Source organism: Rhizobacter sp. J219 (assembly GCF_024700055.1).
Lineage (GTDB): Bacteria > Pseudomonadota > Gammaproteobacteria > Burkholderiales > Burkholderiaceae_C > Rhizobacter.
On the sequence record NZ_JAJOND010000001.1, the window covers coordinates 1,621,896 to 1,648,693 of the forward strand.

Here is a 26,798-nt window from a genome sequence, read left to right on the forward strand (position 1 = left end):
GCGCCATCCTTCCTGTGGGGTGGGAGCACCCAGTGCGATACGCGCGAGGGTACGCGCTTTTCAGCGCTTGCTGAACGAGGGTGTTCAGAAAGTGAGCGTCTTCACGCCCTGAGGCGTGCCGAGCAGGCAGACGCTGGCCTTGTGCCGCGCGAAGATGCCCACCGTCACCACGCCCGGCCACTGGCTGACCTCGGCCTCCATGCCGGCCGGGTCGGTGATGGAGAGGCCCCGCACGTCGAGGATGTGGCAGCCGTTGTCGGTCACCACGCCGGCACGCAGCACCGCCTGGCCTCCCAGGCGACCGAAGCGCCTTGCGATCTGCGTGGCCGCCATCGGGATCACCTCCACCGGCAATGGGAATTTGCCGAGCGTATCAACCAGCTTCGACTCATCGGCAATGCAAATGAAGCGTTCGGCCAAGTCGGCCACGATCTTCTCGCGCGTCAGGGCCGCACCGCCGCCTTTCACCATGTTTCCGCGGTGGTCGATCTCGTCGGCGCCATCGATGTAGACCGGCAGGCGCTCGACGCTGTTGCTGTCGAGCACCTTGATGCCGTGGGCGCGCAGCCGCTCGCTGCTCTTTTCGCTGCTGGAGACGGCGCCCGCGATGCGGTCTTTCATGCCGGCGAGTGCGTCGATGAAGCAGTTGACCGTCGAGCCCGTGCCCACGCCGACGATGCTGTCGGGCACCACGTATTCGAGAGCAGCCTGGCCCACGAGGGCCTTGAGTTCGTCTTGGGTCATGGTGGTGATTGCAGGGGTTTGAAAGACAATCGGGCGATTATCCAAGACACCCCTTCATGCCTCTCGTCCCTTACGCGCTGACGCGCCCTTTTCTCTTCGGCCTCGACCCCGAGCAGGCCCACGACCTGACGCTCGGTGCGCTTGCGCGCATCCAGCACACACCCTTGATCTGCGCGGTGTCGCAGACGCGTGTGGACGACCCGGTGACGATCGCCGGCATCCGCTTCCCCAACCGCGTGGGCCTGGCCGCGGGGCTCGACAAGAACGGCCGCTGCATCGACGCATTCGGCGCGATGGGCTTCGGCTTCGTGGAAGTGGGCACGGTCACGCCGAAAGCGCAGCCGGGCAACCCGAAGCCGCGCATGTTCCGGCTGCCCGAAGCCAACGCGCTCATCAACCGCCTGGGCTTCAACAATGAAGGCTTGGCGGTTTTCATCGCCAACGTGAAGCGCAGCCGCTTCCGCCAGCAGGGCGGGGTGCTGGGCCTGAACATCGGCAAGAACGCGGCCACGCCGATCGAGCGCGCGGTCGACGATTACCTGATCGGCCTGGATGGCGTGTACCCGCACGCCGACTACGTGACGGTCAACATCTCATCACCCAACACCAAAAACCTGCGCGAGCTGCAAAGCGACGAAGCGCTCGACGCGCTGCTTGCGGCGCTGCAGGACCGGCGCCTGACCCTTGCCTCACAGCACGGCCGCAAGGTCCCGATGTTCGTGAAGATCGCGCCCGACCTGGAAGACACCCAGGTGCAGGTCATCGCCGCCACCATCCGCAAGAACGGCATCGACGGCGTGATCGCGACCAACACCACCATCGCACGCGACAAGGTGAAGCACCTGCCGCATGGCGAAGAAACCGGCGGCCTCTCGGGCGCACCGGTGTTAGAAGCCAGCAACCGTGTGATCACGCTGCTGCGCGCAGCCCTCGGGCGCGAGGTGCCGATCATCGGCGTGGGCGGCGTGATGAGCGGCGCCGACGCACGCGCGAAGATTGCCGCCGGCGCCGACCTCGTGCAGCTCTACACCGGCTTCATCTACAAGGGCCCCGCGCTCGTCCCCGAGGCGGCGAGCGCCATCAAAAAAGGCCGCTGAGCGCGGCCTTTTTCTTTCGAATCGAACAGCCGCTCAGTGCAGTGGCACGCCGGTCTTGCTTTGCAGTTCCTCGCGCGTCACGCCAGGCGCCATCTCGACGACCTTCAGGCCTTGAGGCGTGACGTCCATCACCGCGAGGTCGGTGATGATGCGGTTGACCACGCCCACGCCCGTCAGCGGCAGGGTGCACTTGGGCAATATCTTGAGGTCGGTGGTGCCGTCCTTCTTCTTGGCCACGTGCTCCATCACGACCAGCACGCGCGGCACGCCGCCCACGAGGTCCATTGCGCCACCCATGCCCTTGACCATCTTGCCGGGGATCATCCAGTTGGCGAGGTCGCCCTTTTCGCTGACCTGCATGGCGCCGAGGATGGCGAGGTTGATCTTGCCGCCGCGGATCATCGCGAAGCTGTCGTGCGAGCCGAAGATGCTGGTGCCGGGGATGGTGGTCACGGTCTGCTTGCCGGCGTTGATGAGGTCGGCGTCGACCTCGTCTTCGGTCGGGAAGGGGCCGATCCCGAGCATGCCGTTTTCGCTTTGCAGCCACACCTCGATGTCGGCCGGCACGTGGTTGGCCACGAGGGTGGGGATGCCGATGCCGAGATTGACGTAGAAGCCATCCTTCAGCTCGGAAGCGGCCTTCGCGGCCATTTCGTCTTGGGTCCAGGGCATGTCGTTCTCCTTAGGCTGCCGGGCGGGTGAGGCGCTTCTCGATGCGCTTCTCGGGCGTGGCGTTCAGCACGATGCGGTGCACGTAGATGCCGGGCAGGTGGATGGCGTCCGGGTCCAGCGCGCCGGTCTCGACGATCTGCTCGACCTCGACGATCGTGATCTTGCCGGCCATGGCGCACGCCGGGTTGAAGTTGCGCGCGGTGCGGCGGAAGACGAGGTTGCCGCTCTTGTCGGCGATGTGCGCCTTGACGAGCGCCACGTCGGGCACGAGCGCCCTTTCCATCACGTAGAGCTGGCCGTCGAACTCGCGTGTTTCCTTGCCTTCGGCGACGATGGTGCCCACGCCGGTGCGGGTGAAGAAGGCCGGGATGCCGGCGCCGCCGGCGCGCAGCTTCTCGGCGAGCGTGCCCTGCGGCGTGAATTCCAGCTCCAGCTCGCCCGCGAGGTACTGGCGCTCGAACTCCTTGTTCTCGCCGACGTAGCTCGAGATCATCTTCTTGATCTGGCGCGTCTCGAGCAGCATGCCGAGACCGAAGCCGTCGACGCCCGCGTTGTTGGAAATGGCGGTGAGGTCCTTCGCGCCGCTGTCGCGCAGCGCCGCGATCAGCGCCTCGGGAATGCCGCACAGGCCGAAGCCCCCCACGGCCAGCAGTTGGCCGTCTTTGACGACGCCTTTCAGCGCCTCGGCGGCACTCGCATAAATCTTGTTCATCACGCCTCCAGCAAGAGTTCAGCAAGAGAATTTGCAGCGCGCAAGCGTACTACGTAACGCATTACGTAGTCGTTACGTAGAATTCACTAACCAGATACCCGGCCACCCGCTTCTACGCTGCTCATCCAAGACTTTCGACATGGCTCTGACTCCCGACGACTACCGCACCGCCTTCGAGCTCGCGCCTGTGGGCCTCGTGCTGTCGCGCAACCGTTTGATGCTCGACTGCAACCAGCAGATGCTGGAGATGTTCGGCGCCAGCAAGGAGCAGGTGGTCGGTCAGTCATTCGAGATGCTCTACCCGACGCACGACGAGTTCGAGCGCACCGGCCAGCGCATCGTGGCCAGCCTCGACAGCACCGGCTGGTATGCCGACGAGCGGGTGATGAAGCGGGTCGACGGCCCGCACCGCGGCCAGCTTTTCTGGTGCCATGTATCGGGCCGTGCGCTCGACCCGAAGCAGCCGCACGCCGCAGGTGTGTGGTCGTTCGAAGACCTGTCGTCGAGGCGGCAGCTCAAGGCCGAACTCACCGCACGCGAACGCGAAATCGCCGCGCTCCTGATCGACGGCCTGACGAGCAAGCTGATCGGCAAGCGCCTGGGCATCAGCCCCCGCACGGTTGACGTCTACCGCGCCCGGCTGATGCGCAAGTACGCCGCCAGCACCACGCCCGACCTGGTGCACAAGTTGCTGAGCGCCTGAGCCCCGCGCCGCTCAGGCCGCCGCCGGCGGCAAGGCCACTTGCAGCACGAAGGTGGAGCCCTGACCCGCCTGGCTGTGGGCCTGCAGCGTGCCGCCCATCGCCGCCACGATCTGCCGGCTGATCGCCAGCCCCAGGCCCACCCCCTGGCCCAGCCGCACCCCGGCGCGGCCCTGCGCATACGGCTCGAACACCTGCGCCAGCTCTTCGGCCGTCATGCCCGGGCCACTGTCGGTCACGGCCACTTCGAAGAGCGGCGGGTGCTCCTCGTCGGCCCCGCCGGCCCAGCGGCCCACCACCGACACGGTGCCGCGGTCGGTGAACTTGACGGCGTTCTGCAGCAGATTGGTCACGACCTGCTGCAGGCGTGCCGCATCGACCATCACCCGCTGGTCGCCGGCTTCGCATCGCGATTCGAAGGTGAGCCCCTTCTGCCGCGCAGCCAGCTCGCCAGGTGCCGTCATGCGCGTCCACAGCACCGACAGGTTCACCGGCTCCGGCTGCAGCTGTACCGGCTTGGCCAGGGTCTGCTCGTAGGCGAGCGTCGTCTCCAGCACCTGGCTCAAGCCGCGCATCGATTCGGCCATCGCGTCGAGCAGCCGCTCCTGGAAGACCGGGTCGCGCTGCGTCTTGGCCAGCTCGGCACCGCTTGCCACGGCGCCCAGCGTGCCGCGCAGTTCGTGCGAGAGATATGCGAGGAAGCGCCCGCGTGCGGCCACCGCGTCTTCGGCCAAACGCCGTCCGCGTGCCTCGATCGCACGCGCTTCGGCCATGCTGCGCCGGCTGCGCCACAAGAGCCCCATCCCGATCAGCAAGGCCAGCAACACCGGCCCGCCCAAAGCGAGCAGCTTGCCCCAGGGCACGCCGGGCTGCACCGTCACCACCAGCCAGCGCTGCGCGATGGTCGAAGCCTCGGTTTCGCTCACCGCATCGAGCCCCTTGCGCAGGATCTGCGTCAGCTCGGGCTGGTCGCGCCGCACGCCGAAATACAACTCGCTGTCGCCGCCACTCACCGTGCCGGTGATGCGCAGCTTGCCACCGAAGCGACGCTCCAGCAGTTCGTTGACGACCTTCACGTTGCCGAGCGCCACGTCGGCCGCTCCTTCGGCCACGGCCGAGAGCACCTGGTCCTGCCGGTCCAATTCGACGAATTGGATGCCGGGGTGCCGCGCCCGCAGTTCGGGGATGAGGAAGTGCGCCTTGAGCAAGGCCACCTTGCGCACGCCGATCTCGCGCGTGTCGGTGATGAGCGTGCTGTCGTCGTCGCGCATCACGATCGCCGTCGGCACACGCGAGAACGGACCTACGAAGTCGTAGTCGGCACGGCGCACCGGCGTGCGCACCAGGCCGACGATCACGTCAAGCTCGCCGGCCACGCCGCGCTGGTACACATCGGCAAACGACGAGCCCACCTCGCGCTGGATGGCCAGGCCCGTCTTGCGCGCCACCAGCCGCAGGTAGTCGATGCCCATGCCTTGCGGGTCACCGAGGTCGCCGTGGCTGGTGATGGGCGAGAACGTGGCGTCGAAGCCGACACGGATGTTGCCGTGGCGGCTCACCCACTCCTGCTCGGCCAGTGTGAGCTTCGCCACCTGGCCGGTGATGCCATTGAGCGCACCGGCCGGCAGCCAGCGTGCGGCCAATTGCGAGCGGTCGGCCGCCGTCACCGAATCGATCGCATGCGCCAGCACGGCACGCAGCTCCTTGGCATCGCGCCGCACCGTGGGGCCGATCGGCACCGGGCCGGGCCCCAGGTTGCGGCGCACGGCCAGGTTGGCCAGCAGGAGCTTTTCGACGTGATAGACGACAACCTGCTGGTAGCCCACGAAAAGATCGGCCGAGCCCGAGGCCACTGCCCGCAGCGCCTGCTCGGGCGACGCAAACGGCACCACCTGCGCCAACGGAAAGCGCGTGGCCATCAGCGCCGCCGCCGGGGTCTCCTCGACGACCGCGACGCGGTAGTGGCCGAAGTTGTCGGTGGCCGAGATGTCGGGCAGGTCGCGCCGTGCCACGAGCACCTGGTTGCCGGCAAACACCGGCAGCGTGAAGAGCGCAGGGCCGTCGATGGCGCGTGGCGGCGCATAGGGCAGCATGTCGACTTGGCCCTCCTGCAGGGCGCGCACCGCGGCCTCGTTGCTGTCGAAGCGGCGGAACTCCAGCCGCAGGCCCACGCGGTCGGCCCACAGGGCGATGGTCTCGATGATGAAGCCGTGCGGCTGACTGGGCTCTGGCGGCGCAAAGTAGTACGGCGGGTACTCGCGCGCGACGCCCAGCCTCAGCACCGGGTGGTTGCGCACCCACGCCTGCTCGGCCGTAGACAGCTCGACCCCCGGCGCCTGCGCGGCTGCACCCACGCACAGCAGCAGCATCGCGATGCCGACCCACATGCCGCGCCGGATGCGCTCCATGGCGTCAGGCAATCAGCTCGCGCAGGCGATCCGGAAACGGCATCGACTTCTGCTGCGGGAAGTTCACCCACACCACGGTCGCACCCCCTGCCGCGCAGACGACACCGGGCCGGTCGGTGCGCTCCATCGTGGTGAAGCTGTCGAAGCTGCTGCGGCCCAGGTTGGCCGCGTAGGTCTTGAGAAGGATCGTGCCCGGGTATTCGAGCTGGATCAGGAAGTTGCAGAAGGCATTGATGATCACGAAGCCTTCGCCATTCGGTTCGGGGGCGAAGCCGGCGCCGTTGAGCCACTCGATGCGAGCGGTTTCCAGGTAGCGGAAGTACGCCACGTTGTTGACGTGGCCCATGGCGTCCATGTCGCCCCAGCGGATGGGCATGTGCATCTCGTGCACCAGGCGCTTCTGCTCGGGAATCTCGATGCGCATCGCGCCCTCCCAGGCTGCTGTGACTGCGATTTACTGCGTTTTGCTCACGCCCAATTCTGAATACAAACGGTCGACCAGCGCACGCAGTTCGGCCAGCTCGTTCTGCATGGCGGCCTGTTGTGACTTCAGCGCCGCAAGTTCGCTGGTCGCCACGAAGTCTTCGGACTGCGGCGCCACCGGCAGCGCCGAGACGTCGACCGCGCCGCACAGCAGGTGCGTCCAGCGCGCCTCGCGTGCACCGGGCGCACGCGGAAGCTTGAGGGCAAGCGGGCCGCCCTTCTCTTCGCTGCGCGAGGCCAGCTCGTCGAGAAATGCCTCGACCGACGACACATCCGCAAAGCGGTGCAGGCGGTCGCAGTTGGCACGCAGCTCGGAACTCGTCTGTGGCCCGCGCAGCGCGAGCACCGCCAGGAGCGCCACGCTCTGCGACGGCAGGCCCATCGCACGGCCCATGTTGTGCTCGTAGCGCGCAACCCGCGAGCCGCTCGACTCGAACACCAGGTGCAGCACCTTCAGCGAATCAATGGCGCCCTGCACTTCCGACTCGGTCGCGTTCATCACCGGGTCGCGCGCGGTCTTCTGGTTGCAGCCGAGCGTGAGGGAATTCAGCGACAGCGGGTAGCTGTCGGGCACGGTGTGCGCCTTCTCGATCAGCACGCCGAGAACGCGTGCTTCGAGCAGCGAAAGGTCCCGCATGCTCAGACGGCAAAGCCGTCGTCGGCCTGGATGACGGCGCCGTTCACGAAGTGGCTCTCGTTGGAGCACAGCATCATCAGCACCACGTCGAGGTCTTGCGGGTTGCCCACGCGCTTGCGCGGCAGCATGCTGATGAGCTTCTGCCCCTGCTCGGTGTTCCAGTGGTGGTGGTTGATCTCGGTGTCGATGTAGCCGGGGCAGATCGCATTCACATTGATGCCGTAGCGACCCCACTCCAGCGCCATCGCACGTGTCATGTGGATCACGGCGGCCTTGCTCATGCAGTAGACGCCGATCTGGCCGAGGACCTTCAGCCCCGCCATCGAGGCGATGTTGACGATGCGCCCACCGGTGTAGGTGCCGGGCGCCGAGCCCTTGGCACGCGCCAGCATGCGCTTGCCCACCTCCTGCGCGACGAAGAAGGCACCCTTGGTGTTGGTGTCCATCACGTAGTCGTAGTCCTCGGGCGTCACGTCGGTGAGCTTCTGCGTGGTGCTCACGCCGGAGTTGTTGACCAGGATGTCGATTGCGCCGGTCTCGGTCTCGGCGTGGGCCACGGCAGCCTTGATGCTGTCGGGGTCGGTCACGTCCAGGCGCACCACGTGGGCGTCGCCACCTGCAGCTTCGATCTCGGCCCGCAAGGTCTTCAGGCGCTCGGTGCGGCGGCCGGCCAGCACCACGGCGGCGCCAGACTTGGCGAGCGTCTTGGCGAACTGAGTCCCGAGCCCGCTGGACGCGCCGGTGACCAGCGCCACGCGGCCGGACAGGTCGATCGTGTAGGCCATGAACTTCTCCTCGTTGATGTCGGTGCTGCGATGAATGGCGATGAAGATAGCACGCGGCCTGCAGTGCAGGACTCATCGCCAAAGGGCTTGAACTTAGAAGCGAACGATCGTTCTTTTCGGCCGATCGGCCAATTAGAATGCGCGGCGATTGTTCATCCAAGGAGACTGCATGACCCCCGCCGAAATTCTTGCCCAGTACGGTCCCCGCGAGGCCATGGAATATGACGTGGTCATCGTCGGCGGTGGCCCGGCGGGCTTGTCGGCCGCGATCCGCCTGAAGCAGCTGGCCGAAAAGGCCGGCAAGGAAATCTCGGTGGTCGTGCTCGAAAAGGGCTCGGAGCCTGGCGCACACATCCTGAGCGGCGCCGTGATGGACCCGATCGCGATGAACGAGCTGTTCCCGAACTGGAAGGAGCTGGGCGCTCCGCTCAACCAGCCGGTCACCAAGGACGAGGCGCTGTTCCTGTCGGATACAGGCGTGATGAGCACGCCGTCGTTCCTGATGCCCGACAACTTCCACAACCACGGCAACTACGTCATCAGCCTCGGCAACGTGGTGCGCTGGCTGGCGCAGCAGGCCGAAGCGCTGGGCGTGGAAATCTTCCCCGGCTTCGCCGCCGCTGAGGTGCTCTACAACGACGACGGCTCGGTCAAGGGCATCGCGACCGGCAACATGGGCGTCAACAAGCAGGGCGAGCCGAGCGACAGCTTCCAGCTCGGCATGGAACTGCACGGCAAGTACACCCTCTTCGCCGAAGGCTCGCGCGGCCACCTGGGCAAGCAGCTGATCGCCAAGTTCAAGCTCGATGCCGGGAAAGACCCGCAGGGCTATGCCATCGGCGTGAAGGAAATGTGGGAAGTCGACCCCAAGCAGCACCAGCCGGGTCTCGTGATCCACGCGGCGGGCTGGCCGCTCAAGAGCGACACCTATGGCGGCGGTTTCCTGTACCACATGGAAGACAACAAGGTGGTGCTCGGCTTCATCACCGGCCTCAACTACGAGAACCCGTGGCTGAGCCCGTTCGAGGAAATGCAGCGCTGGAAGACGCACCCTGCCATCCGCAAGCACATCGAAGGCGGCAAGCGCCTGAGCTACGGCGCCCGTGCCATCACCGCCGGTGGCCTGTTGAGCCTGCCCAAGACCGTGTTCCCGGGCGGCGCGCTGATCGGCTGCGACGCCGGCTTCCTGAACGGCCCGCGCATCAAGGGCAGCCACGCCGCCATGAAGACCGGCATGCTGGCCGCCGAGGCGGCCTTCGAAGCCGTGACCGCCGACCGCAAGGGCGACGAGCTGAGCGCCTACCCCAAGGCCTTCGAAGCCAGCTGGCTCTACAAGGAACTGCACCAGGCCCGCAACTGGAAGGCGTGGTTCAAGTGGGGCCTGTGGGGCGGCACCATCGGCACCGGCATCGAGTACTGGCTGCTGCCCAAGCTCGGCATCAAGTCGCCACCGTGGACGATGCACCGCGACAAGCCGGACCACGCCTACCTCAAGCCGGCCGACCAGTGCCCGAAGATCGAGTACCCGAAGCCGGACGGCAAGCTCACGTTCGACCGCCTGGAGCCGGTGTTCATCTCCAACACCAACCACGAAGAGCACCAGCCGGCGCACCTGACGCTGAAGGACAAGTCGGTGCCGGTGAACATCAACCTTGCCAAGTACGCAGGCCCCGAAAGCCGCTACTGCCCGGCCGGCGTGTACGAGTTCGTGCCTGACGAGGCCAACGCCGGCAAGGAGCGCCTGCAGATCAACGCGCAGAACTGCGTGCACTGCAAGACCTGCGACATCAAGGACCCGACGCAGAACATCGTCTGGGTCACGCCCGAGGGCGGCGGCGGGCCGAACTACAGCGGCATGTGAGGCACACGCTCCTGGCACCCCGCAGGGTGCTCAGGGGGCATAGCGACAGCGGTCTCCGCTGCTCGCACGCCAGACCGTCACCGCGTGGAGACCCGGCAGGTGCGCCAGGGCGCGGTGGATGTAGAGACACAGGTTCTCCAGGGTCGGCACGCCCAGGCCCGGGACCTCGTCGAGGTGATGATGGTCCAGGCCTTCGCGGACCACGGCGATCTCTGCCCGCAACACGGCCAGGTCGAGCAGCATGCCGGTCTCGGGCGACGGCTCGCCCCGCAGGCTCACCTCGGCGGTGTAGGAGTGCCCGTGGATGCGGCGGCTGGCTCGCAGCTCGGGTTTCGACGCGTCCTTGCGCCGCAGGGTGTGCGCGGCGTCGAAATGGAAAGTCTGGCTGAGTTCAAACATGGCGGGTCTGCAGGGCTATCGGATGCCCAGCACCTTGTGGGTCTGCACGCTGAGCTTCCAGCGCGGGTGATCCAAACACCACTGCACCGCCCAGGCGGTGTTGTGCGCGAGTTCCGGACCATCCATCGGCTGCACGCGCAAGTGCACGAACGGCAGCTGCCCGAGCGCCAGCAGATCGAGCCCGGGCTGCGGCACCACCACCTTGAGTTCGTGCCCCTCGCGCTGCACCAGCACCGCCCCGGCCTTGGGGCTGACGCAAAGCCAGTCGATGCCGGCGGGCGCGGCGAGCGTGCCGTTGGTCTCGACGGCAATCTCGAAGTCGTTTGCGTGCAAGGCGTCGAGCAATGCTGCGTCGACCTGCAGCAGCGGCTCACCACCCGTGATCACCACGAAACGCCGACCTTCACCCGCGGGCCAGCATGCGGCCACACGCTCGGCGAGGGTGCGTGCATCGGGATAACGGCCACCCAGCGTGCCATCGGTGCCGACGAACTCGGTATCGCAAAAGCGGCACACGGCCTGGGCGCGATCGGCCTCGCGGCCACTCCACAGGTTGCACCCCGCCATGCGCACAAACACGGCAGGACGGCCAGCGTGGCTGCCTTCGCCCTGCAGCGTGTAGAAGATTTCCTTGACGGCGTAGCTCACGGTTTCACAGGGCACTCAAACAAAGGGACGGCGGTTGGCGAAGCGGCATATTGTCCCGCAGCAGTCCCCTCCCCGCGATCGCCGCTGCTACACTGCCCGTCGTCAGGAGAGAGCTTCCTCATGAAGCCGCCGAAGGCGCAGGAGCCTGCCGAAATGCAGGCCCGAACGCTCAGGCAAAAGGACTGACAAGCGCCACAGAAATGTGGCGTTCCTCGCTGGAGAGAGGCCCACCCCGAGTGGGTCCACCGAAGGGGCAAGCGCCAGGCACGCGAAGCGGCCGAACGCCAATCTCTCAGGTAAAGCGGACAGTGAGGGCATTGCAAGCGTTTTTCACTGCGGTGGAGAACACTTGGTCATCAAGAATGCCCTCGGAGACTGCCATGTCCGCACTGCCTGCCACTGCACCCGCCGCCCTGCTCCACACCCCGCTGCACGCCCTGCACCTGGGCTCGGTGCCAAGATGGTGCCCTTCGCCGGCTACGAAATGCCGGTCAACTACCCCGGCGGCATCATTGCCGAGCACAAGCACTGCCGCGACTCGGCGGCGCTCTTCGACGTCTCGCACATGGGCCAGCTGCGCCTCGTCGGCGACGACGCGGCCCGCGCGCTCGAATCGCTGGTGCCGGTCGACGTGGTCGACCTGCCGGTGGGCAAGCAGCGCTACGCGCTCTTCACCAACGCCAACGGCGGCATCCTCGACGACCTGATGATCACGCGGCGCGAAGACGACCTCTTCGTCGTCGTCAACGCCGCCTGCAAGGCCGCCGACACCCGGCACCTCGTCACCCACATCGGCCACCGCTGCCACGTGCAGCCCCTGCCCGACCGCGCGCTGCTCGCGCTGCAAGGCCCCAAGGCGGTCGCTGCGCTGCGCAAGCTCAACCCCGAAGTCGCCAAGCTCACCTTCATGACCGGCATGTCCGCCCACATCGCCGGGGCCGACTGCTTCGTCACCCGCTCGGGCTACACCGGCGAAGACGGCTTCGAGATCTCGGTGCCCGCCGACCATGCCGTGGCCCTGGCCCGTGCCCTGCTCGCTTTGCCGGAAGTGAAACCGGCCGGCCTTGGCGCGCGCGACACGCTGCGCCTCGAAGCCGGTCTGTGCCTCTACGGCCACGACATCAACGAGACCACCACGCCCGTCGAAGCCGGCCTCACCTGGGCGATCCAGAAGGTGCGCCGCCCCGGCGGTGCTCGTGCGGGCGGCTACCCGGGCGCGAGCGTCATCGAGTCGCAGCTCGCCACCGGCGCCTCGATCAAGCGCGCAGGCCTCCTGGGCCTGGAGCGTGTGCCGGTGCGCGAAGGCGCCGTCATCGTCGACGCCAAGGGCCACAAGCTCGGCCACGTGACCAGCGGCACGCTCTCGCCGACCGTCAACCAGCCGATCGCCATGGCCTACCTCGCCGCCAACCACGCGTTGGCGCACCACGAGGTGTATGCCGAAGTGCGCGGCAAGCGCCAGCCGATGCGCGTGAGCCCCATGCCCTTCACGCCGCACCGCTACCACCGCGGCTGATCGTGGATCCCCGCTAGCGCGGGGATGACGACACCGCTCCGTTTCTCGAACACATCCAACCCAGGAGCCCTTTCATGACGACCATGTACACCCCCGACCACGAGTGGATCAACATCGAAGACCACGAGGCCGCCACCGTCGGCATCACGCTGCACGCGCAAGATGCGCTGGGCGACGTGGTCTTCGTCGATCTGCCCGAGGTGGGCCGCAGCTTCAAGAAGGGCGAGGTGTCGGGCGTCGTCGAGTCGGTGAAGGCCGCCGCCGACATCTACATGCCGGTCAGCGGCGAGATCGTGGAAGTGAACGAGGCTCTGCGCGCCGACCCCTCGCTCGCCAACAGCGACCCGCTGGGCAACGGCTGGTTCTTCAAGGTGAAGGTCAGCGACATGGCCGAGTTCGAAGGCCTGCTCGACGCGCCGGCCTACGACGCGCTCGTCAAGAACGCCTGATCCCCACTCGCCTGCCCCGCCCCGCCCTCGCTGGAAAAGAAATGCTGATGTCTGCCCTGAAGCCTCTCGGTGAACTCGAGAACCCGTCTGAATTCATCGCCCGCCACATCGGCATCGAACCCGAAGACGAGCGGCGCATGCTCTCGGCCATCGGCGCCGCCTCGCGCCGCGCGCTGATCGACAGCATCGTGCCGCGCGCCATCGTGCGCCCGACGCCAATGCAGCTGCCCGATCCGGTCACCGAGGCCGATGCACTGGCCGAACTGAAGGCCATCGCGTCGAAGAACCAGGTGCTCAAGAGCTTCATCGGCCAGGGCTACCACGGCACGCACACGCCCGGCGTCATCCTGCGCAACATCCTCGAGAACCCCGCCTGGTACACCGCCTACACGCCCTACCAGGCCGAGATCTCGCAGGGCCGCATGGAGGCGCTGGTCAACTTCCAGACCATGGTGTGCGACCTCACCGGCCTGGCCATCGCCAACGCGTCGATGCTCGACGAAGCCACCGCCGCCGCCGAAGCGATGACGCTCGCCAAGCGCAGCGTCAAGGCCACGGGCAACGTGTTCGTCGTCTCAGGCGACGTGCATCCGCAGACGCTCGAAGTGCTGCACACCCGCGCCAAGCCGCTCGGCCTGGTCGTGCGGTGCGCCAACTCGCACGACGAGTGGAAAGCCGCGCTCGCCGCCGACGACTACTTCGCCGCGATGGTGCAGTACCCGGCCAGCAGCGGCTGGCTGTACGACTGGACGGCCGACGCCGCCACCGTGCATGCCAGGAAGGCCGCCTTCATCATGGCCGCCGACCTGCTGGCGCTCACGCTGCTGAAGACGCCGGGCGAGATGGGCGCCGACATCGCGGTCGGCACGACCCAGCGCTTCGGCATGCCGATGGGCTGCGGCGGCCCGCACGCCGCCTACCTCGCGGTACGCGACGACTTCAAGCGCTCCATGCCTGGCCGCCTGGTCGGCGTGAGCGTCGACGCGCACGGCGCACCGGCCTACCGCCTCGCGCTGCAGACACGCGAGCAGCACATCCGCCGCGAGAAGGCCACCTCCAACATCTGCACGGCGCAGGTGCTGCCGGCCGTCGTGGCGAGCATGTACGCGGTCTACCACGGCCCGCAGGGCCTGACCCGCATCGCACAGCGCGTGGCGCGCTACACCGCCATCCTCGTCGCCGGCCTCAAGCAACTCGGCCTCGACCTCTCGGCCACGCACCACGTGGAATGGGGCGTGTTCGACACCATCGGCCTCAAGACCGGCGCCGACACCGAGCGGCTCATGCAACGCGCCGTCTCGCTCGGCGCCAACCTGCGCCGCGCCTGGGGCGACTATCTCTGCATCACGCTCGACGAGACCACCACGCGCGACGACCTCGCGCTGCTGTGGAAAGTCTTCGCCAAGGACGGCGAGACGCTGCCCAGCGTCGACGCCCTCGCCGGCACCGCCGATCTGATTCCCGCCGCGCTGCGCCGCAGCTCGCCCTTCCTGACCCACCCGGTCTTCAACACCCACCACAGCGAGACCGAGATGCTGCGCTACATCCGCAGCCTGTCGGACAAGGACATCGCGCTCGACCGCAGCATGATTCCGCTCGGCTCGTGCACGATGAAGCTCAACGCGACCAGCGAGATGATCCCCATCACCTGGCCCGAGTTCGCGCAAGTGCACCCGTTCGCGCCGCAGGAGCAGCTGAAGGGCTACGCCGAACTCGACCAGTTGCTGCGCGACTGGCTGTGCCAGGCCACCGGCTACGCCGGCATCAGCCTGCAGCCCAACGCCGGCTCGCAGGGCGAATACGCCGGCCTGCTCGTCATCAAGGCCTATCACGAGGGCCGCGGCGAAGGGCATCGCAACATCTGCCTGATCCCCGAGTCGGCGCATGGCACCAACCCGGCCAGCGCGCAGATGGTGGGCATGCAGGTCGTGGTCACCAAGTGCGATGCCGACGGCAACGTCGACCTGGCCGACCTGAAGGCCAAGTGCGAGCAGCACAGCGCCAACCTCGCCTGCGTGATGATCACCTATCCCTCCACCTACGGCGTGTTCGAAACGCGGGTGAAGGAGCTGTGCGCGCTGGTGCACCAGCACGGTGGTCGCGTCTACGTGGACGGCGCCAACATGAACGCGCTGGTGGGCGTGGCCGCACCGGGCGAATTCGGAGGCGACGTGAGCCACCTCAACCTGCACAAGACCTTCTGCATCCCGCACGGCGGCGGCGGCCCCGGCGTCGGTCCGGTGTGCGTCGTCGAAGACCTCGTGCCGTATCTCCCTGCGCACCGCTCGGCTGGGCTCGGCAACGAGAAGCAGGTCGGCGCCGTCAGCGCCGCGCCGCTCGGCAACGCAGCGGTGCTGCCCATCTCATGGATGTACGTCCGAATGATGGGCGCCGAAGGCCTCAAGCAGGCCACCGAGACCGCCATCCTCAGCGCCAACTACATCGCCGCGCGCCTGGCCGACCACTACGACATCCACTACAGCGGCAACATCGCCGGCGTGAAGGGTGGCGGCGTGGCGCACGAGTGCATCCTCGACCTGCGCCCGCTGAAAGACAGCTCGGGCGTGAGCGCCGAAGACGTGGCCAAGCGCCTCATCGACTACGGCTTCCACGCCCCGACGCTGAGCTTCCCGGTCGCCGGCACGCTGATGGTCGAGCCGACCGAGAGCGAGCCGCTGGTCGAGCTGGATCGCTTCTGCGACGCGATGATCGCCATCCGCCAGGAGATCGCGCGTGTCGAACAAGGCCAGTGGCCGAAGGACGACAACCCGCTCAAGGCCGCGCCGCACACCGCCGCCGCGCTGCTCAAGAACGAATGGCCGCATCCCTACTCGCGCGAGGAAGCGGCCTACCCGGTCAAGAGCCTGCGCCAGCAGAAGTACTGGTCGCCGGTCGGTCGTGTCGACAACGTCTACGGCGACCGCAACCTCTTCTGCGCCTGCGTGCCCATGTCGGCCTACGGCGGAGAGGCAGACGAGACCTGAGCCCGGCGGTCAGGCGTGTGCATACGCGCCTGACGCACGTGCGCGCTGCAGGGCCACGTACTGCAGCTCGGCGAAGACCAGCACCGTCACGATGTGCACGCCGAGGAAGGCCTGACCCCAGGCGCTCGGCTGCAGCCAGCTCGCAAAGGCCAGCAGTGCGCAGTCGAATGCCCAGCCGACGTTGATGGCCACGAGCGTCCAGACCAGGGCGCGCGGCACGCTGTCGCGCCGCGACATCCACGCGACGAAGACGACGTAGGCCACCAGGGCCGCGCCGCCGCCGAGCATCAGCCAGGCCGGCAATTGCAGCAGCGTCTGCAAGGCGCTGCCACCCAGCAGCATCACGAGGGCCGCGCCGGCGCTCACCGCAGCATCGGCTCGCAGCACGTTGCGAAGGAAGGGAGTGACGTGAAGGTTTGACATGAGCATCTCCTTGGGTTGAACACCGCCCATCGCGGCATGGCCCGAATGCTCGGCGCGTGGCTGCAGCCGGTCCATGACCTGAGAGGTCATGGGTCTGGCAGTTGGCCTGTTGTAAGGTGCCGCCATGACTGCCACCGCCACCTCAGCCCCCGCGTCATCGCCACCCGGCTTCGGCCCCCTGCTGCGCGAATGGCGCCAGCGCCGCCGCCTGAGCCAGCTCGACCTGGCGATGGACGCCGACATCTCCACCCGCCACCTGAGCTACGTCGAGACCGGCCGCGCCACGCCCAGCCGCGCGATGGTGCTGCACCTGGCCGAGCAGCTCGAGGTGCCGCTGCGAGAGCGCAATGCGCTGCTCACCGCGGCGGGCTACGCCCCGCTCTACCCCGAGCGCACGCTCGACGACCCGGCCCTGCAGGTCGCCAAGCAGATGGTCGAGCGCCTGCTCAAGGCCCACGAGCCGCACCCGGCGCTGGCGGTCGACCGCCACTGGAACATGCTGGCGCACAACCAGCAGGTGCTGCTGCTGATGCAGGGCATCGCACCCGAGCTGACGCAGCCGCCGGTCAACGTGATGCGCGTGAGCCTGCACCCGCAAGGCGTGGCACCGCGCATCGTCAACCTGCTCGGCTGGCGCGAACATCTTTTCGAGCGCCTGCGACGCCAAATCGCGATCAGCGCCGACCCGGTGCTGGTGGCGCTGCTGCAGGAGCTGCAGGCCTACCCGGTGCCAGACGGCGCTGATGCGCACGAGCACATCCCGGCCAACGCGGTCGCCGTCCCGTTGCAGTTGCGCACCCCCGCCGGTGTGCTCTCGTTCCTGAGCACCACCACGGTCTTCGGCACGCCGGTCGACGTCACGCTCTCCGAAGTCTCACGCTCGAAACCTTCTTCCCCTCCGACGACTTCACCACCCAGGCGATGCGTCACATGAGCGACGGACTGACGGCGGCCTCGCAGGCATAACCCCGTCTCACCCTTGGGAGACACACCATGACCCTCGCGCACCACATCTGCCCCGTCTGCGAAGCCACCTGCGGCCTCGACATCCACATCGAGCAGGGCAAGGTCATCGCCATCCGTGGGCAGGAGAGCGACAGCTTCAGCCAGGGCTACATCTGCCCCAAGGGCGTGGCGCTGAAAGACCTGCAGGACGACCCCGACCGCCTGCGCACGCCGCTCATCAAGCGCGACGGCGCCTTCCACGAAGCGAGCTGGGACGAAGCCTTCGCCGAGATCGAGCAGCGGCTCATCGCCATCCGCACCGCCCACGGACACGACAGCGTCGCGGTGAGCGTCGGCAACCCGGCCGGCCACAAGTTCGGCGTGATGCTCTACGTGGGCCGGCTGATGAAGGCGCTGGGCTCGCGCAACATCTACTCGGCCTCCACGCTCGACCAGATGCCCAAGCAGCTCTCGAGCGGTCTGATGTTCGGAAGCTGGCTCACCATCCCCATCCCCGACATCGAGCGCTGCGACTTCCTGCTGATGCTCGGCGCCAACCCGATGGCGAGCAACGGCAGCCTGTGGACGGTGCCCGATTTCCGCGGCAAGGCCAAAGCCCTGCGCGAGCGCGGCGGCCAGCTCGTCGTGGTGGACCCGCGCCGCACCGAGACGGCCGAGATCGCCAGCCGCCACCTGCCCATTCGCCCCGGCGGCGATGCCTTCCTGATGCTGGGCATGGTGCACACGCTCTTTGCCGAAGGGCTGGTGCGCCTGGGCCGCATCGAGTCGCACGTGGCGGGCGTGGACGAACTGCACCAGGCCATCACGCCCTTCTCACCGGAGGCCGTGTCGGCCCGCTGCGGCATTGCCGCCGACGACATCCGCGAGCTTGCACGCGCGCTCGCCAAGGCGGAGCGCGCCGCGGTCTACGGCCGCCTGGGCACTTGCACCCAGGCCCACGGCACGCTCGCCAGCTGGCTGATCGACGTGCTCAACGTGCTGACCGGCCACCTCGACGAGCCGGGTTGCGCGATGTTTGCGAAATCGGCTGCGTTCTCGTCCAACACCGAAGGCAAGCCGGGCAGCGGCAAGGGCGTCGTCACCGGCCGCCACCACTCACGCGTGAGCGGTGCGCCCGAAGTGTTCGGCGAGCTGCCGATGGGCTGCCTGGCCGAAGAGATCGAGACCGAAGGCGCGGGCCAGGTCAAGGCGCTGATCACCCTCGCGAGCAACCCGGTGCTTTCGGCGCCCAACGGCACGCGGCTCGCCAAGGCGTTCGACCAGCTCGATTTCATGCTGAGCTACGACATCTACCTCAACGAAACGACGCGCCATGCCGATGTGATCCTGCCCGGCCTCGCGCCGCTGGAAGATGCGCACTTCGACGTGGCGCTGCCGCAGTTCGCGTACCGCAACCATGTGCGCTACAGCGCGGCGGTGCTGCCCGCGCCCGCGGGCCACCTGCGTGACTGGCAGATCCTCGTCAAGCTGATCGGCATCGTCAACGGTAAGGGCGCCGCGGCAGACGTGCAGCAGCTCGACGACGAGATGCTGCTGGCCGAGCTGCAGCGCAGTTTCGGCGACAACGCTCCATCGGTGATGCGCGAGATCTCGGCCCATACCGGGCCGGAGCGCCGGCTCGATCTCTCGCTGCGCAGCGGCCCCTATGGCGATGGCTTCGGCCAGAAGCCGGAGGGCCTGACGCTTGCCAAGGTGGCAGCCGCCGAGGGCGGCATCGACCTCGGACCGCTGCAGCCGCGCATCCCCGAAGTGCTGCGCACGCCCAGCGGCAAGGTCGAACTGGCCCCTTCGCTGCTCCTGGCCGACCTGCAACGCGCCGCCGGCGACATGGCACGCCCGCTGCCCGAGATGGTCATCATCGGCCGCCGCCACGTGCGCTCGAACAACAGCTGGATGCACAACCTGCCGCTGCTGGCCAAGGGCCCGTTCCGCTGCACGGCGATCGTGAACCCGGCCGATGCAGCGCGGCTGAAGCTCGCCGATGGCGCGCTCGCGCGTATCGCCGGTCGCGACGGGCAGGCGATCGAAGCGCAGGTGGAGGTGAGCGACAGCGTGATGCCGGGGGTGCTCAGCCTGCCGCATGGCTGGGGCCATCACCTGCCCGGCGCTCAGCTCAGCGTGGCGGCCGAGCGGCCTGGGGCGAACCTCAATACGGTGCTCGACGAACGCCTGCGCGACCCGCTCTCGGGCAACGCAGTGCTGGGCGGGGTGGCCGTCGAGGTGACCGCGGCCTGAAGAGCCGCTACTTGCCGACGACGGAGAACTGCCCGGCGTTCGCCTGCAACCAGTCGCGCGAGAGAGCGTCGTCCTGCTGTCGCGGATGGAAGTCCTCGCGCAGATAGGCCTTCCACGGGCCGTAGGTCTGGCGCACCAGGCCGCGCTTGCCGAAGAGGTAGGTCCAGGCGCTGCGCCAGGTCTTGACGCTGAAGAGCGCGCGGTCGTCCCACAGGTTGCGCAGCGTCTGCCGCGTCACGTCGGTGAGGAAGAGGATCGTGACGTTCTTGAACCACTTGACGCGCCACTCGTGGTTGCCGCCCAGCGCCACGTAGACGTCGAAGGCGGTGCTGCGGTGTTCGCTCTCCTCCGAGGCGTGCCACATCCACATCGTGCGCAGGCGCGGCTCGGCATCGTCGAGCGCCCAGGTGTTCTGCAGCATCCACTCGGCGAGGATGGCGGTGAAATGCTCGGTGGCGGCGGTCGCGGCGACGAGATGGCGCGCATCGACCTCGTCGAAGATCGGCGTGCGCTTCTCGATGCGCTTCTCCCAGGTGTTGGTGAAGCCCTGCTTGTCGAGGTGGCCGTTGAAGAGCCCGTGGATGCGGCGATGCGTCGCCTCCTGGCCGATGAATCCTTGTACTTCTTTGGCGAAGCGCTCGCGTTCCGCTTCAGGCAGCTGCTTCATGCCGGCCCGCAGCGAGTCGATGAAGAACTGCTCACCCAGCGGGAAACTCATCGACAGCGCGTTGAACAGCGCCGTGCGGAAGGCGTCGCCACCGCACCAGCGGCGCGGAATGTCGCTTTCCAGGTCGATCAGCAGGCGGCGGACCACGAGGTCGGTCATGGGAAGACTCCACGAGATTGGTACGAATCAGTACCAGTGGGGCGAATTTGCAGGCCGATCGTGGTACTGTCAAGTACCGATTTCGAGTTCCTGCCCACGACATGCCCGTTTCTGCCGACCCGGACACCAGCCACCGCCGCCGCCTGCTCGATGCCATGGGTGAGGCGGTCGCCCGCAAAGGCTACGCCGATACGACGATCACCGATCTGGCCGCCATCGCCCGGGTGTCACGCCGCACCTTCTACGAGCACTTCGCCACCAAGGAAGACTGCCTGGTGGCGCTTTACGAGGCAGCCAGCAAACAGTCGCTGGGCGTGCTGCGCGACGCCATCGACCCGACCCACGATCCGCTGACCCAGGCCGAGCAGGCGCTGGAGGCCTACCTCACGACGATGGCCAGCAACCCGGCCCTGCTCAAGACGCTCTTCATCGCCATCCTGAGCCTCGGCTCGGCGGGACTGCAGGCGCGGCGGCGGGTGAACCAGCAGCTGGCCGACTTCATCGTCGAGGTGGTGAACCGGCCGCATGAAGGTCGCCAGCATCCGCCGCTGCCCCCAGCGCTGGCACTCAGCATCGTCGGTGGCATCCACGAGCTGGTGCTGCAGAAGGTGGAGCAGGACCGCATCGCCGAGCTGCCGCAGCTCACCGCGACGACGGCCCAGTTCGTGCGCGCGGTGGTCTACGGCCAGCGCTGAGCCGGAAAGCTCAGGGCTTCCTGACCTGGTCCTTCGTGAAGCCCGCCACCTGCTTGTAGCGGGCGGCAATGCCTTCCAGCTCCTCGCGCGGCATCACGTCGTGGATGTGCGCGAAGCCCTGCGGCGCCCGCTGCTCGGCGATCGCCATCACCTGCTCGGGCCCGTTCTGGCGGTTGAGGAGCACGATGTTGGCCGTCTTCGGCAGGCGCTCGGCCTCGTAGGCATCGAGCGCCGCATCGAGGTGGCCCTTGCCGGCCAGCGCATCGGCCAGCGCCCGCACGTCGAGGATGGCCTGCGACGCGCCATTGGAGCCGATGGGGTACATCGGGTGGGCCGCATCGCCGAGGAGCGTGACGCGCCCTTGGCGCCAGTGCGGCAGCGGGTCGCGGTCGACGAGCGGGAATTCATAGACCGCCGATGCGCCCCGGATCAACGCCGGGATGTCGATCCAGTCCCACTTCCAGCTTTGGAAAGGGCCGGCAAAGACGCTCGGGTCGACCTCGCGGTTCCAGTCGGTGCGCGAGGGTGTCTCGCCCGGCACCGACAGTTCGGCGATCCAGTTGATGCGCGAGCGGCCTTGTTCGGCCAGCTTGCGCGAGATCGGGTAGGCGACGAATTTCACGTCGGGGTGCCCGGCCATGAACATCGAGCGGCCATCACCGAAGGGCTCACCCTCGGTGATCGCGCGCCACAGCACACGCTGGCCGTAGCGTGGCGCGCCTTCGTCGGGCCACATCTGCTTGCGCGCCGCGGAGTGGATGCCGTCGGCAGCCACCAGCGCATCGGCCTCGATGGTGACGGCGCTGCTGTCGAGCAGGCGCGTGAACTTCGCCTGCACCTTCTGGCCGCCGTTGACGAAGCCGGTGAGCTGATGGCCCAGCACCACACGCTCAGGCCCGAGGCGGCGCAGCACCGCATCGAGCAGGATCATGTGCAGCTCGCCACGGTGGATGGAGTACTGCGGCACCGGGTAGCCGGCGGCGACGCCACGCGGCTCGCTCCAGATCGTCTGGCCGAACTTGTTGTAGTAGGTGAGCGACGCGGTTTCGATGGCGGTGGCCGCCAGTGCCTCCTGCAAGCCCAGCTCGGTCAGCTCCTTCACCGAATGCGGCAGCAGGTTCACGCCCACGCCCAGCGGGCGCAGTTGCGATGCCGCTTCATAGACCGTGCAGGAGATGCCGCGCTGGTGCAGCGCCAGGGCCAGGGTCAGGCCGCCGATGCCGCCACCGGCAATTGCGATGTTCATCTTGGTTCCGGAGTCAAAGGTCGAGGGTGTAGACCTCGGCGGCGCGGCGCTCGGTCTCGCCGTGGCCTGCCAGCACCTTGGACCAGGTGGCGTCGTTGCCGGTCTTCTCGGCCTTGAGGCCACGCGTCATCACCGCCACCTCTTCCGAGCCGGCATCGATGTCGTTCTCGTGCCTGAACTGCGCGTCGTAGAGCTTGGCGACCATCGCACCGTCGGATTCGATGATGACGAGGTACTTGACGGGAGGCTTGTGCATCTCAGGTCCTCAGATTCTTGACATCACTTCGCCCAGCGGCGTGCGTTGTGGAACATCTGCATCCACGGGCTGTGCGCGCTCTTGTCGCCGCTCGTCCAGCTCTTCTGGATGTTGCGGGAGACACGTTCGGGGTGCGGCATCAGCACGGTGAAGCGGCCGTCGGCGGTGGTCACCGAGGTCAGGCCATCGGGGCTGCCGTTGGGGTTGGCCGGGTAGGCCTCGGTGGCCGCACCGGTGTTGTCGACGAAGCGCATCGCACGGTGCACCTTGCCTGCGTCACCACGCTGCGAGAAGTCGGCGTAACCCTCGCCGTGGGCGACGGCGATGGGAATGCGACTGCCTTCCATGCCGGAGAAGAAGATCGACGGGCTTGGCAGCACTTCGACCAGCGACAGGCGGGCCTCGAACTGCTCGCTCTTGTTGCGGGTGAACTTGGGCCAGGCCTGCGCGCCGGGGATGATGGGTGCGAGCGCCGCCATCATCTGGCAGCCGTTGCACACGCCGAGCGCAAACGTTTCCTGCCGCTGGAAGAAGGCCGCAAACTGCTCGGCCAGCACGCCGTTGAACATGATCGAGCGGGCCCAGCCTTCGCCGGCGCCGAGCGTATCGCCGTACGAGAAGCCACCGCAGGCGACGAAACCCTGGAACATGTCGAGCCGCGCACGACCGGTCTGCAGGTCGGTCATGTGCACGTCGAAGGTGTCGAAGCCCGCCTGGTGCATGGCGTAGCTCATCTCGACGTGGCTGTTGACACCCTGCTCGCGCAGGATGGCGACCTTCGGACGCTTGCTCTGGATCGCAGGCGTTTGCGGCTCGAACGTCAGGTGCACGTGCAGGCCGGGGTCGTCGGCACGGCCCACAGCGTCGTGCTCCTGGTCGGCGCAAACCGGGTTGTCGCGCAGCTGGGCGATGCGCCAGCTCACCTCGTCCCAGGCCTGGTGCAGGTCGCGCAGCGGCGCGCTGAACACCGCCTTGGCGTCGCGCCACACCTCGACCACACCCTTGTCGTTGGGCTTGCCGATGAAGTGGCTGTGCTTGCTGAGGCCGTGCTCGCGCAGGGTCTGCATCACCTCGTTGCGCACGGCGGTCGGCACCTGGATCACGACGCCCAGCTCTTCGTTGAAGAGCGCACGCAACGTCAGCTCGGCACGGCGGGTGCTGACCTGCGTGGCCCAGTTCTTCGAGTCGCCGTACTCGGCGCGGCTGTCGCTGATGCCGTCGCCTTCGGTGACGAGCATGTCGACGTTGAGGCTCACGCCCAGGTGGCCTGCAAACGCCATTTCGCACACTGCGGCCCAGAGGCCACCGTCGCTGCGGTCGTGGTAGGCGAGCAGCTTGCCTTCGCTGCGGAGCTGGTTGATGGCGAGGACCAGCGATTTGAGCTGCTGCGGGTCGTCGACGTCGGGCACTTCGTGGCCGAACTGGTTCAGCACCTGCGCCAGCATCGAGCCGCCCATGCGGTTCTTGCCCTGGCCGAGGTCGATGAGGATCAGCGTGGTGTCACCGGCCTGCAGCTGCGGCGTGAGCGTGGGGCGCACGTCGTCGAGCGAGGCGAAGGCGCTCACGATCAAGCTCACCGGGGCGGTGACCTGCTTGGCCTGGCCGTTCTCGCTCCAGCGGGTGCGCATCGAGAGGCTGTCCTTGCCGACCGGCACGCTGATGCCGAGTGCGGGGCAGAGCCCATGCCGACCGCCTTCACGGTGTCGTACAGCGCAGCGTCTTCACCGGCCTCGCCGCAGGCGGCCATCCAGTTGCAGCTGAGCTTTACGCGCGGCAGGTCGAAGGGTGCTGCGAGCAGGTTGGTCAGGGCCTCGCCCACCGCCATTCGGCCGGAAGCCGGCGCGTTAAGCGATGCGAGCGGCGTGCGCTCGCCCATGCTCATCGCCTCGCCCTTGAAGCCGGCGTAGTCGGCGAGCGTCACCGCGCAGTCGGCCACGGGGACCTGCCACGGGCCGACCATCTGGTCGCGGTGGTCGAGCCCGCCCACGGTACGGTCGCCGATGGTGATGAGGAAACGCTTGCTGGCGACGGTGGGGTGGCGCAGCACGTCGAAGGCCAGCTTGTCGAGTGAGGCGTCGGTGAGGTCAAGCGCCGGCAACTCGCGGTGCACGCGCTTCACGTCGCGGTGCATGCGCGGGGGCTTGCCGAGGAGGACTTCCATCGGCATGTCGATGGGCTTGTCGTCGGAGCCGGGGTTGTCGAGCACCAGTTGCTTCTCGTCGGTCGCGGTGCCGACGATCGCGAACGGGCAACGCTCGCGTTCGCACATCGCCTGGAAAAGCGGCAGCGCCTCGGCCTTCAGCGCGATCACGTAGCGCTCCTGGCTTTCGTTGCACCAGATTTCCTTCGGGGCGAGGCCGCTTTCTTCGAGCGGCACCTTCGACAGGTCAAAGCGAGCGCCCTTGGCGGCGCCATCGACCAGCTCGGGGAAGGCATTCGAGATGCCGCCCGCGCCGACGTCGTGGATGGCGAGGATGGGGTTGACCTCACCCAGCGCCCAGCAGTGGTTGATGACCTCCTGCGCACGGCGCTGGATCTCGGGATTGCCGCGCTGCACCGAGTCGAAATCAAGTTCAGCCGCGTTGGCGCCGGCGGCCATCGAGCTGGCGGCGCCGCCGCCCATGCCGATGCGCATGCCGGGGCCGCCGAGCTGGATCAAGAGCGTGCCGGCGGGGAACTCGATCTTTTTCGTCTGCGAGGCCGAGATCGTGCCGAGGCCGCCCGCGATCATGATGGGCTTGTGATAGCCGCGGCGCTGGTCGCCAACGGTCTGCTCATAGACACGGAAGTAACCCAGCAGATTGGGCCGGCCGAATTCGTTGTTGAACGCCGCACCGCCGAGCGGGCCGTCGACCATGATCTGCAACGGGCTCGCGATGTGCTCGGGCTTGCCGTAGGGCTGCTGCTCCCACGGCTCGTTCGTGCCGGGCAGGTGCAGGTTCGACACCGAGAACCCGGTGAGGCCCGCCTTGGGCTTGGAGCCACGACCGGTCGCCCCTTCATCGCGGATCTCGCCGCCGGCCCCGGTCGAGGCGCCGGGGAACGGCGAGATGGCGGTCGGGTGGTTGTGCGTCTCCACCTTCATCAGCACGTGGGCCGTGTCGGCACGCGGGCCGTATTGCGGCGCGTTGGTGTAGCCCTGCGGCAGCCAGCGTTCGACCGCATGGCCTTCCATCACCGAGGCGTTGTCGCTGTAGGCGATGACGGTGTGCTGCGGCGCGAGCTGGTGGGTGTTGCGGATCATCCCGAACATCGACTTCTCTTGCGGCACGCCGTCGATGGTGAACTGCGCGTTGAAGATCTTGTGCCGGCAGTGCTCGCTGTTGGCCTGCGCGAACATCATCAGCTCGACGTCGGTCGGGTTGCGCTTGAGGCCGGTGAACGCATTGACCAGGTACTCGATCTCGTCGTCGCTGAGCGCGAGGCCGAAATCGGTGTTGGCCTTCTCCAGCGCCACGCGCCCCTGGCCCAGGACGTCGACGTGCTCCATCGGCTTGCCCGGTTGTTCGTCGAACAGGTGGCGGGCATCGTCGCGCGCCAGCAGCACGCTTTCGGTCATGCGATCGTGCAGCAGCGCGGCGGTGGCTTGCAGTTCGTCGGCCGTCAGCGACTTGGTGCCGCCCAACAGGCCGCTTTTCAGCGTCAAGCGGTATTCCGTCACACGTTCCACGCGGTGGATCGCGAGCCCGCAGTTGTGAGCGATGTCGGTGGCCTTCGACGCCCAGGGCGAGACCGTGCCCAGGCGTGGCGCCACCACCACGACCGTGCCGTCGGCCGGCCCGGTATAGGGGTCGCCATAGACCAGCAGCGCCTTGAGCTTCTCGTGGCTCGCGGCATCGAGAGCCTGGTCGCACCAGACCCAGTGCACATGCCGTGCATGGACACCGGTGATGCGGGCGGTGACCGCCTGCAGACGGGGCAACAGCGCCTGGGCGCGGAAGGCGGACAGGGCGTTGCCGCCCTCGAAGTGCAACAGATGCTGGGGTGTGGAGGTCACTGCTTGCGGCTCTGGTACGGCAGTCGCCCGTTCCGGGAGTGGGGGCGCCGGTGGAAAC

The 26,798-nt window shown here is 67.5% G+C and carries 20 protein-coding genes, 3 pseudogenes and 2 riboswitches; of the genes and pseudogenes, 9 read left to right on the plus strand and 14 right to left on the minus strand.

Annotated features, from left to right (window positions below; translation table 11 throughout):
- Positions 1-84: 84 nt before the first annotated feature.
- Positions 85-744, minus strand: coding sequence for a ribose-5-phosphate isomerase RpiA (gene rpiA / locus LRS03_RS07450; protein ID WP_257824749.1), 660 nt, complete (start codon positions 742-744; stop codon positions 85-87).
- Positions 745-800: 56 nt separating this feature from the next.
- Between rpiA and LRS03_RS07455 the strand changes: the two genes are divergently transcribed.
- On the plus strand, positions 801-1,841 hold the full coding sequence (locus tag LRS03_RS07455) for a quinone-dependent dihydroorotate dehydrogenase (RefSeq protein WP_257824751.1): 1,041 nt from the start codon (positions 801-803) through the stop codon (positions 1,839-1,841).
- A gap of 33 nt (positions 1,842-1,874) precedes the next feature.
- Here the strand turns inward: LRS03_RS07455 and LRS03_RS07460 are convergent, their stop codons facing one another.
- Together LRS03_RS07460 and LRS03_RS07465 are read right to left on the minus strand one after the other, a co-directional pair.
- Positions 1,875-2,513: a 3-oxoacid CoA-transferase subunit B gene (locus LRS03_RS07460; protein WP_257824752.1), complete on the minus strand. Its 639-nt coding sequence runs from the start codon at positions 2,511-2,513 to the stop codon at positions 1,875-1,877.
- A gap of 10 nt (positions 2,514-2,523) precedes the next feature.
- A complete protein-coding gene (locus LRS03_RS07465) occupies positions 2,524-3,225 on the minus strand; it encodes a CoA transferase subunit A (protein ID WP_257824754.1) in 702 nt (233 codons plus the stop codon).
- A gap of 139 nt (positions 3,226-3,364) precedes the next feature.
- On the opposite strand from LRS03_RS07465, the gene LRS03_RS07470 reads away from it, so the two are divergent.
- Positions 3,365-3,928, plus strand: a complete 564-nt coding sequence (locus LRS03_RS07470; RefSeq protein ID WP_374685041.1) for a LuxR C-terminal-related transcriptional regulator — start codon at positions 3,365-3,367, stop codon at positions 3,926-3,928.
- A 12-nt stretch (positions 3,929-3,940) separates the two neighbouring features.
- Here the strand turns inward: LRS03_RS07470 and LRS03_RS07475 are convergent, their stop codons facing one another.
- From LRS03_RS07475 to LRS03_RS07490, 4 genes are read right to left on the minus strand one after another with little or no spacing between them, the layout of a single operon-like run.
- A complete protein-coding gene (locus LRS03_RS07475) occupies positions 3,941-6,334 on the minus strand; it encodes a transporter substrate-binding domain-containing protein (RefSeq protein ID WP_257824755.1) in 2,394 nt (797 codons plus the stop codon).
- A 4-nt stretch (positions 6,335-6,338) separates the two neighbouring features.
- Complete coding sequence (locus LRS03_RS07480) at positions 6,339-6,758, minus strand: acyl-CoA thioesterase (RefSeq protein ID WP_257824757.1); 420 nt, start codon at positions 6,756-6,758, stop codon at positions 6,339-6,341.
- A 30-nt stretch (positions 6,759-6,788) separates the two neighbouring features.
- Positions 6,789-7,454: a YceH family protein gene (locus LRS03_RS07485; protein WP_257824758.1), complete on the minus strand. Its 666-nt coding sequence runs from the start codon at positions 7,452-7,454 to the stop codon at positions 6,789-6,791.
- Positions 7,455-7,456: 2 nt separating this feature from the next.
- On the minus strand, positions 7,457-8,239 hold the full coding sequence (locus tag LRS03_RS07490; RefSeq protein WP_257824759.1) for an SDR family oxidoreductase: 783 nt from the start codon (positions 8,237-8,239) through the stop codon (positions 7,457-7,459).
- A 169-nt stretch (positions 8,240-8,408) separates the two neighbouring features.
- Here LRS03_RS07490 and LRS03_RS07495 point away from each other — a divergent pair, with 169 nt between their 5' ends.
- Positions 8,409-10,100: an electron transfer flavoprotein-ubiquinone oxidoreductase gene (locus LRS03_RS07495; protein ID WP_257824761.1), complete on the plus strand. Its 1,692-nt coding sequence runs from the start codon at positions 8,409-8,411 to the stop codon at positions 10,098-10,100.
- A 30-nt stretch (positions 10,101-10,130) separates the two neighbouring features.
- Here LRS03_RS07495 and LRS03_RS07500 read toward each other — a convergent pair whose 3' ends face one another.
- Together LRS03_RS07500 and queE are read right to left on the minus strand one after the other, a co-directional pair.
- Positions 10,131-10,499 (minus strand): 6-pyruvoyl trahydropterin synthase family protein, encoded by a 369-nt coding sequence (locus tag LRS03_RS07500; protein WP_257824762.1) that lies wholly within the window; start codon positions 10,497-10,499, stop codon positions 10,131-10,133.
- Positions 10,500-10,514: 15 nt separating this feature from the next.
- Positions 10,515-11,147 (minus strand): 7-carboxy-7-deazaguanine synthase, encoded by a 633-nt coding sequence (gene queE, locus LRS03_RS07505; protein WP_257824763.1) that lies wholly within the window; start codon positions 11,145-11,147, stop codon positions 10,515-10,517.
- A gap of 93 nt (positions 11,148-11,240) precedes the next feature.
- Positions 11,241-11,342: riboswitch (glycine riboswitch) on the plus strand.
- Between the two features lie 10 nt (positions 11,343-11,352).
- A riboswitch (glycine riboswitch) is annotated at positions 11,353-11,466 on the plus strand.
- A gap of 61 nt (positions 11,467-11,527) precedes the next feature.
- On the opposite strand from queE, the pseudogene gcvT reads away from it, so the two are divergent.
- The 3 genes and pseudogenes from gcvT (at position 11,528) to gcvP (ending at position 16,096) form a co-directional block, all read left to right on the plus strand.
- Positions 11,528-12,663: pseudogene (gene gcvT / locus LRS03_RS07510) on the plus strand (glycine cleavage system aminomethyltransferase GcvT).
- Between the two features lie 74 nt (positions 12,664-12,737).
- Positions 12,738-13,112: a glycine cleavage system protein GcvH gene (gene gcvH, locus LRS03_RS07515; protein ID WP_257824764.1), complete on the plus strand. Its 375-nt coding sequence runs from the start codon at positions 12,738-12,740 to the stop codon at positions 13,110-13,112.
- Between the two features lie 41 nt (positions 13,113-13,153).
- Complete coding sequence (gcvP, locus tag LRS03_RS07520; protein ID WP_257824766.1) at positions 13,154-16,096, plus strand: aminomethyl-transferring glycine dehydrogenase; 2,943 nt, start codon at positions 13,154-13,156, stop codon at positions 16,094-16,096.
- Positions 16,097-16,105: 9 nt separating this feature from the next.
- On the opposite strand, the gene LRS03_RS07525 is transcribed toward gcvP, so the two are convergent.
- The gene (locus LRS03_RS07525; protein ID WP_257824768.1) at positions 16,106-16,519 is read right to left on the minus strand and encodes a hypothetical protein; all 414 of its coding nucleotides are present in this window, start codon (positions 16,517-16,519) and stop codon (positions 16,106-16,108) included.
- A 124-nt stretch (positions 16,520-16,643) separates the two neighbouring features.
- On the opposite strand from LRS03_RS07525, the pseudogene LRS03_RS07530 reads away from it, so the two are divergent.
- A pseudogene (locus tag LRS03_RS07530) lies at positions 16,644-17,485 on the plus strand (helix-turn-helix domain-containing protein).
- A gap of 27 nt (positions 17,486-17,512) precedes the next feature.
- Positions 17,513-19,720 (plus strand): molybdopterin-dependent oxidoreductase, encoded by a 2,208-nt coding sequence (locus tag LRS03_RS07535; RefSeq protein WP_257824769.1) that lies wholly within the window; start codon positions 17,513-17,515, stop codon positions 19,718-19,720.
- 7 nt (positions 19,721-19,727) lie between these two features.
- Here LRS03_RS07535 and LRS03_RS07540 read toward each other — a convergent pair whose 3' ends face one another.
- The gene (locus tag LRS03_RS07540) at positions 19,728-20,546 is read right to left on the minus strand and encodes a metal-dependent hydrolase (protein WP_257824770.1); all 819 of its coding nucleotides are present in this window, start codon (positions 20,544-20,546) and stop codon (positions 19,728-19,730) included.
- A gap of 101 nt (positions 20,547-20,647) precedes the next feature.
- Here LRS03_RS07540 and LRS03_RS07545 point away from each other — a divergent pair, with 101 nt between their 5' ends.
- Positions 20,648-21,241 carry a TetR/AcrR family transcriptional regulator gene (locus LRS03_RS07545; RefSeq protein WP_257824771.1) on the plus strand — a complete coding sequence of 198 codons (594 nt, stop codon included), beginning with the start codon at positions 20,648-20,650 and terminating at the stop codon, positions 21,239-21,241.
- A gap of 10 nt (positions 21,242-21,251) precedes the next feature.
- Here LRS03_RS07545 and LRS03_RS07550 read toward each other — a convergent pair whose 3' ends face one another.
- The 3 genes and pseudogenes from LRS03_RS07550 to purL form a co-directional block, all read right to left on the minus strand.
- The gene (locus tag LRS03_RS07550) at positions 21,252-22,487 is read right to left on the minus strand and encodes a flavin-dependent oxidoreductase (RefSeq protein ID WP_257824773.1); all 1,236 of its coding nucleotides are present in this window, start codon (positions 22,485-22,487) and stop codon (positions 21,252-21,254) included.
- 13 nt (positions 22,488-22,500) lie between these two features.
- Positions 22,501-22,743, minus strand: a complete 243-nt coding sequence (locus LRS03_RS07555) for a hypothetical protein (RefSeq protein WP_257824775.1) — start codon at positions 22,741-22,743, stop codon at positions 22,501-22,503.
- Between the two features lie 23 nt (positions 22,744-22,766).
- Positions 22,767-26,740: pseudogene (gene purL / locus LRS03_RS07560) on the minus strand (phosphoribosylformylglycinamidine synthase).
- Between the last annotated feature and the right edge of the window lie 58 nt (positions 26,741-26,798).

Excerpts from the sequence above, each read along its gene's own strand:
- rpiA (WP_257824749.1), bottom strand. The coding sequence starts at position 744 with ATGACCCAAGACGAACTCAAGGCCCTCGTGGGCCAGGCTGCTCTCGAA.
- LRS03_RS07455 (WP_257824751.1), top strand. The coding sequence starts at position 801 with ATGCCTCTCGTCCCTTACGCGCTGACGCGCCCTTTTCTCTTCGGCCTC.
- LRS03_RS07460 (WP_257824752.1), bottom strand. The coding sequence starts at position 2,513 with ATGCCCTGGACCCAAGACGAAATGGCCGCGAAGGCCGCTTCCGAGCTG.
- LRS03_RS07465 (WP_257824754.1), bottom strand. The coding sequence starts at position 3,225 with ATGAACAAGATTTATGCGAGTGCCGCCGAGGCGCTGAAAGGCGTCGTC.
- LRS03_RS07470 (WP_374685041.1), top strand. The coding sequence starts at position 3,365 with ATGGCTCTGACTCCCGACGACTACCGCACCGCCTTCGAGCTCGCGCCT.
- LRS03_RS07475 (WP_257824755.1), bottom strand. The coding sequence starts at position 6,334 with ATGGAGCGCATCCGGCGCGGCATGTGGGTCGGCATCGCGATGCTGCTG.
- LRS03_RS07480 (WP_257824757.1), bottom strand. The coding sequence starts at position 6,758 with ATGCGCATCGAGATTCCCGAGCAGAAGCGCCTGGTGCACGAGATGCAC.
- LRS03_RS07485 (WP_257824758.1), bottom strand. The coding sequence starts at position 7,454 with ATGCGGGACCTTTCGCTGCTCGAAGCACGCGTTCTCGGCGTGCTGATC.
- LRS03_RS07490 (WP_257824759.1), bottom strand. The coding sequence starts at position 8,239 with ATGGCCTACACGATCGACCTGTCCGGCCGCGTGGCGCTGGTCACCGGC.
- LRS03_RS07495 (WP_257824761.1), top strand. The coding sequence starts at position 8,409 with ATGACCCCCGCCGAAATTCTTGCCCAGTACGGTCCCCGCGAGGCCATG.
- LRS03_RS07500 (WP_257824762.1), bottom strand. The coding sequence starts at position 10,499 with ATGTTTGAACTCAGCCAGACTTTCCATTTCGACGCCGCGCACACCCTG.
- gcvH (WP_257824764.1), top strand. The coding sequence starts at position 12,738 with ATGACGACCATGTACACCCCCGACCACGAGTGGATCAACATCGAAGAC.
- gcvP (WP_257824766.1), top strand. The coding sequence starts at position 13,154 with ATGCTGATGTCTGCCCTGAAGCCTCTCGGTGAACTCGAGAACCCGTCT.
- LRS03_RS07525 (WP_257824768.1), bottom strand. The coding sequence starts at position 16,519 with ATGTCAAACCTTCACGTCACTCCCTTCCTTCGCAACGTGCTGCGAGCC.
- LRS03_RS07535 (WP_257824769.1), top strand. The coding sequence starts at position 17,513 with ATGACCCTCGCGCACCACATCTGCCCCGTCTGCGAAGCCACCTGCGGC.
- LRS03_RS07540 (WP_257824770.1), bottom strand. The coding sequence starts at position 20,546 with ATGACCGACCTCGTGGTCCGCCGCCTGCTGATCGACCTGGAAAGCGAC.
- LRS03_RS07545 (WP_257824771.1), top strand. The coding sequence starts at position 20,648 with ATGCCCGTTTCTGCCGACCCGGACACCAGCCACCGCCGCCGCCTGCTC.
- LRS03_RS07550 (WP_257824773.1), bottom strand. The coding sequence starts at position 22,487 with ATGAACATCGCAATTGCCGGTGGCGGCATCGGCGGCCTGACCCTGGCC.
- LRS03_RS07555 (WP_257824775.1), bottom strand. The coding sequence starts at position 22,743 with ATGCACAAGCCTCCCGTCAAGTACCTCGTCATCATCGAATCCGACGGT.